The organism is Succinivibrio sp., from assembly GCF_045124615.1.
Taxonomy (GTDB): domain Bacteria; phylum Pseudomonadota; class Gammaproteobacteria; order Enterobacterales; family Succinivibrionaceae; genus Succinivibrio; species Succinivibrio faecicola.
In genome coordinates, this window is the sequence record NZ_JBGVMC010000303.1 from 1 (window position 1) to 2,439 (window position 2,439).

The window sequence follows — 2,439 nt, forward strand, 5'->3', positions numbered from 1 at the left end:
TTTGGCTAATGTTGATATTAAAATTAAAGATAGTGAATAGTTTTTATTTACGTTTATTTTTGCAAAAATAAGAGGTGTCTACATGGCAATCACAGCAAGTAATTTAGTTCAGGTTTTGCCTAGAATCTTAAAAGCAACAGGGCAGGATCTAGTTTTTAATGGCGTGGTTTTAGATAATAATTCCACTCTAAAAGCTAATACTGCAGTAGCTTTTTCAAGTGCAAGCGAAGTTGGCGAATATTTCGGTACAGGCTCAAATGAGTGCGAATTCGCAAGTACATATTTTGGCGGTTTTGATAATTCCCAGGTAAAACCTGCAACTCTGTATTTTTACCGTTTAAACGGTGAGGCGATCAGCGCATGGGTAAGGGGCGAGGCTTTAAACGTAAAAACAGCCTTAAACGCAATTAAGGCTATTTCTGCAGGTGATTTGACTATCAACATAAACGGCACAGATAGAACCGTTACCGGCTTAGACTTTAGCGCAGTTGATTCATACTCAGGTGTAGCAGACGTAATTAACACAGCTCTAAACGGTGCCGCAGTTGTGTCATTCAGTTCTCAATTTAACGCCTTTACGGTTACAAGTGCTACTACTGGAGAATTATCCTCAGTTGGTGTACCTACTGGAAGTGCAGCCTCAGTTTTAGGCTTTAATGCTGAAACCGCTGTAATTTCAGACGGACAGGATGCAAATACTGTTACTCAGTCAATGGAAAATCTGACCGATAAATTTACAAATTTTGTAACCTTTACAACTTTAGACGAACCAACAGACGAAGAGGCTTTAGAACTCGCTCAGTGGGCAACCACAAACTACACAGCAGGCGTTTTATATCTATATGTATGTTGGGACACGTCAAAAGCAAATTTTGACAGCAATAATACAGAGGTAATTTCGGAGCAGTTACAGGCCGAAAATGTCGGTGCTACCTGCGTATGTTTTGGAGTGACAATGGCCGCCTTTGTAATGGGTGTAACCGCCTCTATTGCATGGGATCAGGCTAATTCTACAATTACTTACGCCTTTAAGCATTTATCTGGTTTTGGTGCAGATATTAACAGCACTAAAGAGGCGAACGCACTAGACAAGCACAAAGTGCTTTACATGGGTAATTTCGCTACACGTAACGATAATTTCATCTTATCGTACAACGGAGCTATGCTTGGCGAATGGGATTGGTTAGACGCTTACATTAACGCAGTATGGCTATGTAATGCACTACAGGTGCAGTTAATGGCTATGATTGAGGCCGCAAACCGCATCCCATACAACGAAAACGGCTATGCTAAGATCCGTTCAAATTGTAAAGATATTATTGAACGTGCAATAAATAATGGTGTAATTGATCTGGGTGTTAATATTTCAAATGCTCAGAAAGCAGAATTAACTACTCTCTTAGGTGCTGATTATTCTGACGAGATCCGCAATAATGGTTATTTCCTGCAGATCGTTGATGCAACAGCAGTAATCAGGCAGGCCAGAAATACCCCTTCAATTAACCTTGTCTATACTTATGCCGGAGCGGTGCATAAACTGATTGTACCTGCAACCGCAGTAGTTTAAAGCATAGTTTTTCGGTGTATATATATAATATATGCACCATATTTAAAAACGATTTAAGAGGATTAAAAAAAATGGCAGTTGGTAATATAACAGATGCAGATGCAGTAATTATTCTAACGGTTGAAAATTTATATCCTAGCGGTGTTCAGATTCAGGGTTTTTCTACTGATACCGCTTGGACTGCTGGAGATGCGACTATTGCAGAGGCTAGAATGGGCGTTGATGGTAAATTAAGCGCAGGCTATACACCTGCTCCACGTACTCTTAATCTCTCACTAGAGGCAAGCTCACCATCACTAGAGGTTATGAGAAATATTATTGAAACATCTCAAATGACTAAAGGCGTGTTCTCCTGTTCTATGCAGATCACTATCCCGGCTCAGAATAAAGAATACACTCTATCAAATGGTGTGTTACAGACAGGACACGATTTATCAGACGGTAAAAAGGTATTAGATCCTTCTCAGTTTACTTTTATTTTTGAAAGCTCAAAGAGTGCATCTATTTAATAGATTTAACGTATGCAGATAAAAGGTTATTAAGATGATCGATATATTATATATATATGATCCTACTTAATGGCCTTTTTTTAGTTTAAAATATAAATAGGGTTAATTATTATATAAACCTCGTTTTATTCGCTCTGAGAACGTATGCTTAGAGTGCTTTTTATCAACTATAGGAATAAAAAAAATGAGAAAGACAAAAAACCTTACAATTATTGATAACGGCAACGAAATAAAATTTAAGCTGATTGCATTGTCAGCAATGCAGCAGCAGAGATGGCTTGCAAAGGCATTTACCACGCTTGCAGAAAGCGGACTTCTTGAAATGGATGTATCAAGCCTTGATCTATCTCAGATTATTAACGC

At 38.4% G+C, this 2,439-nt stretch carries 2 protein-coding genes; both read left to right on the forward strand.

The window, feature by feature from the left end; all coding sequences use genetic code 11:
* The first annotated feature begins 82 nt into the window (after nt 1-82).
* The gene (locus ACJML3_RS07895; protein ID WP_406022150.1) at nt 83-1,567 is read left to right on the forward strand and encodes a DUF3383 domain-containing protein; all 1,485 of its coding nucleotides are present in this window, start codon (nt 83-85) and stop codon (nt 1,565-1,567) included.
* Nucleotides 1,568-1,638: 71 nt separating this feature from the next.
* A complete protein-coding gene (locus ACJML3_RS07900; RefSeq protein ID WP_406022152.1) occupies nt 1,639-2,076 on the forward strand; it encodes a phage tail fiber protein in 438 nt (145 codons plus the stop codon).
* Nucleotides 2,077-2,439 lie beyond the last annotated feature (363 nt).

What these genes read in the sequence shown, in the direction of transcription:
- ACJML3_RS07895 (WP_406022150.1), top strand. Translation starts at nt 83, where the DNA reads ATGGCAATCACAGCAAGTAATTTAGTTCAGGTTTTGCCTAGAATCTTA.
- ACJML3_RS07900 (WP_406022152.1), top strand. Translation starts at nt 1,639, where the DNA reads ATGGCAGTTGGTAATATAACAGATGCAGATGCAGTAATTATTCTAACG.